This window comes from Phenylobacterium sp. (genome assembly GCF_037968635.1).
In the GTDB taxonomy this organism is placed as follows: domain Bacteria; phylum Pseudomonadota; class Alphaproteobacteria; order Caulobacterales; family Caulobacteraceae; genus Phenylobacterium.
In genome coordinates, this window is sequence record NZ_JBBKVV010000112.1 from 1 (window position 1) to 3,702 (window position 3,702).

Consider the following 3,702-nt stretch of genomic DNA (forward strand, 5'->3'; position numbering starts at 1 on the left):
ATGGCGGGAAACGCGACCCCATCACGGCAATCACTGTCTCTGGCCATGGGAAGCGTGGCCAAGGCGCAGGCGGCTGTGCAGGCGCTGTCGGACAATTTCGACGCCTGGATGCACGAGGAAGTCGTCAAGCTGGACGCCGCCCGTGAGGCCCTGCCGAGGGATGGCTACGGCATCGAGGCCGTCAGCGTGCTCTATATGCGCGCCCACGACATGAAGGGCTTGGCGCCCACCTTCGGCTATCCCCTGATCCACCAACTGGCCGCGGGCCTCTGCGTCTTGATCGACGACGACAACCTGCCCTTCGAGTCCCGGCTGCCGCTGATCGACGACCACATCGACGCCATCCGCACCCTGGCCGGCAAGAAAGTGAGAAGCCAGGCCGACGCCTTCGGCCGCAAGCTGGTGGCCCAGCTTGAGGGCGATCTCCGCCAGCTGATGGAAACGGCCTGACGCGCGGGGAGATAGAACCTGACATTAGAGCCCCGTCGGGACCGCCTCCCGAAGGTTCGCTCGCCGAGGTGAAGCAAATGAACGGGTCCGACCCTTCCGTGACGTTCGGGATTTCCGCCTTCGGCACGTAGGCGGAAGGATATCCGACGTAGAGCCTCACCACGAGCTGGATGACATCGGGTGAGCTACCCAATCACCTGAACGAGTCATCGGGCTTCTTCTTGGGGGCCATCCGCCCCACCCCTGGTCAGCAAGTGGTGCATTTGGGCTGACAGCCCCGGCCGGACGTTGCCAGCGAGCGGCACGTCTGCCTTTATACAGTCCCTTCAGGGCGCGGGGTGCGTCGTCCGAACGCCAGGCATCAGTAGACCACAAAAATGGCAAGTAATCGCCTAGCCTTTGCTGTCGCTGGAGGCCTTGTCATCGGCTTTCTCGCACTCATCGCTATGGTGGGGATGACGGTATGGCTTGGCGAAAGGTCCAACACCGTTTTCCAGGAAACGGCGTTGCAGCGAGACACCCGCATCGCCGCGGTTGAACTGCGCGACGCCTTGCGAACGGCGGAGTCGAGCCAGCGCGGTTATCTTCTGACCGGCAATGAAATCTACCTGGCTCCCTTTGACACGGCCAAGTCCCGCGCCGGGCAGCAGCTGTCCGATCTCGCACGCTTTGTTATCGCGGAGTCCGAGCCAACGCCGCTCATGTCCAGGCTGCGGGAGGCGGTAGATGAAAAGCTCGGGGAAATGGACCAAAGCATCGCCCTGAAGCGCGCTGGCTCCGATGTGGATGCCCTGTCGATGATCCGTAGCAATCGCGGCAAGGCGCTGATGGACGAAATCAACGTCTACCTGTACGGCGCGATGCTCGATGCCGACGAGAAGTCCACCCTGTTCGAGATCGAGCAGAAGAAGAATGCCGCCATGCTGCGATGGGTATCCACCGTCGCGGCTTTCGTCATCGTTCTTGTCGTGGCTGCGGTGGCCTTCACCGTCTATCGCAACAGGCAGGAGATCGCGCAGGCGCGTGACGAAGTGCGTGCTGTCAATCTCACGCTCGAGGAACGAGTTGAAAGAAGGACGCAGGAGCTAGCGCTCGCGCGGGAACGGGCAGAACTCCTGCTGTCCGAAGTCAATCATCGCGTGGCTAACAGTCTCCAGCTCGTGTCGGCGCTGGTCCACATGCAGTCCAAGACCGTTACCGATGAATCGGCCAAGGGGGCGCTGAAGGAAACAGAGACCCGAATTCAGGCGATTTCGCAGATTCACAAGAGCCTCTACACCTCGCGCGACGTAACGTCGGTGGCATTGGACGATTATCTGGGGGTGATGCTGGAGAATCTTGGTGTCGCCATGCGCAACGATGGCCATACGGCCCGGCTTACGAGCATGCTCGACCCGGTTATCCTGCCTACAGACGAGAGCATCAGTCTCGGGGTGGTCGCCACGGAATTGGTGACGAACGCCTTCAAATACGCCTATCCGGCCGGGCAATCGGGGGATATCCACGTCATGTTGCGAAAGCTTCCGGAGGGGCGGGCCGAGCTTGTCGTGCAGGATGACGGCATTGGGCTGGGCGCCGCCGTGCATCCGGGTGGAACAGGCCTGGGCTCGAAGATCATCTCTGCGATGGCTGCCGCGCTGAAGACGAATGTCGAGTATGTCAGTCGGACACCGGGGACGGCAGCCCGGCTGGTATTTTCAACCGCACACGCGCTGTGAGACTTCCCGTTCCATCAGGTTCGATGCCGTCATGCAAGGTCACGCTCCTCGGGCGTTTGGCGCGCGGCGCACTGGCGGCGCTTCTTGCCATGGCCTTGCCATTGGCCGCGAATGCGCAAGGCAATGGCCTGACCAGGCCAATCGCCCTTCCGGCCTTTGATGCGGCCAAGCAGGCTTGTAGCAAGCCCAAGGGCCTCCGAAGGGAGCTGGTATTCGTTCAGGACAATGATCGCGAATTCGTAAAGGGGATTGGGCGGGGATTGGCGCTAGCCGCTGCAGAGCGTGGGCTGGCGTACCGCGTACTGCGTTCCGACAACGAAGCGGCCCTGATGGTGAAGCAGGTCAATGGCCTGTATGCCAACAAGACCGGCTCAATCGTTGTCGCTCCCATAGATCCGCCATCGCTGAGCCCGAGCCTCAAAAGAATGATCGGGAGCGGGGCTTATGTCGGGGCGATCGTGCCGCCGCCCGCCAACACGATCTTGAACGCGCCGCAGTATCTGACCGGCAAGGTGCTGGCGGAATCTGCAACAGCGCATATCCGCACCCGCCTTGGCGGCAAGGCCAAGGTGGTGTTGCTGACCCACGACAATCTGCAGTTCCTCGCGCCTCGTTTCACCGCGATGCGCGATACTCTGCGGCAGCTACCGGGAGTGACCATCGTCGCTGATATCTCGCCCGCCACCATCGACAAGGCAGGCGGCTATCGCACCATGAAGATGATCCTGCTCGCGCACCCCAAAATTGACGTGGTCCTGGGCGCCGACACCGTAGTTCTTGGTGCGCTGGACGCATTGCGCGAAGCAGACAAGGCGCGAGCAAACCAGTTTCTTGGGGGCATTGACGGGGAGCGTGAGGCTGTCGCGGAGCTAAAGAAGGCCGGTAGCCCCTACAAGGCCAGCATCAGCTTGGCATCCCCCATTTTCGGTTACGCCATGGGACGCTTCGCGTCTGACTGGCTGGATGGGAAGACCGTGCCTCAGGCGATGGATATCCTTCCAAAAGCCCTGACGATCGCCAATATTGGGCAATATGAGCGCGATGTCGCCGACCCCAGGGCCGTTTATGCCGACGCGGCGCGCCGCAAGTCCTATTTGAGGATGTATGGGAACATCTGCTTCGATAGCCGCGACCAGTACATCAATTTTCCTTGGTCGTCCGAACGCAAGTATTGAGTTGGCCAGGAGCCTCAAAGTGACCCGACCCTAAGTCGATAGTTCCGAAACTCTCGTACAATTCAGAACATCAGGGCGTTCATCGATTCGATGACCGTTTCACGCCTATCGGAACCTGCTCTAGGCGGCGGCCGTCGCGCCGTGGGTCTCGACCCAGCGGCGCAGCAGGCTGATGTCGGCCAGGCCTGCCTGGTTGGCGACGATCTTGCCGTTCTGAAAGACGAACAGGGCCGGGATGCCCTTGATCGCGTACTGCGCCGAGAGCTGGGGTTCGGCGTCGACATCGATCTTCACGAAGCGGGCGCGCGGCTCCAGTTCGGCGGCGGCGCGTGCGAAGATCGGCGCCATCGACTTGCACG

Annotated in this window: 4 protein-coding genes; 3 read left to right on the forward strand and 1 reads right to left on the reverse strand. The window is 61.5% G+C overall.

What is annotated here, in order from left to right; translation table 11 throughout:
* The 3 genes from AAC997_RS13545 to AAC997_RS13555 all read left to right on the forward strand — a co-directional run.
* Positions 1-450 (forward strand): hypothetical protein (locus AAC997_RS13545; RefSeq protein ID WP_340646229.1); only part of this gene is annotated, 450 nt, incomplete at its 5' end.
* A gap of 377 nt (positions 451-827) precedes the next feature.
* Positions 828-2,168: a CHASE3 domain-containing protein gene (locus AAC997_RS13550; RefSeq protein WP_340646230.1), complete on the forward strand. Its 1,341-nt coding sequence runs from the start codon at positions 828-830 to the stop codon at positions 2,166-2,168.
* Positions 2,169-2,257: 89 nt separating this feature from the next.
* Positions 2,258-3,343, forward strand: a complete 1,086-nt coding sequence (locus tag AAC997_RS13555) for a sugar ABC transporter substrate-binding protein (protein ID WP_340646231.1) — start codon at positions 2,258-2,260, stop codon at positions 3,341-3,343.
* A 120-nt stretch (positions 3,344-3,463) separates the two neighbouring features.
* Here AAC997_RS13555 and AAC997_RS13560 read toward each other — a convergent pair.
* Positions 3,464-3,702 (reverse strand): thioredoxin domain-containing protein (locus tag AAC997_RS13560; protein WP_340646232.1); only part of this gene is annotated, 239 nt, incomplete at its 5' end.

What these genes read in the sequence shown, in the direction of transcription:
- AAC997_RS13555 (WP_340646231.1), top strand. Translation starts at nt 2,258, where the DNA reads ATGGCCTTGCCATTGGCCGCGAATGCGCAAGGCAATGGCCTGACCAGG.
- AAC997_RS13550 (WP_340646230.1), top strand. Translation starts at nt 828, where the DNA reads ATGGCAAGTAATCGCCTAGCCTTTGCTGTCGCTGGAGGCCTTGTCATC.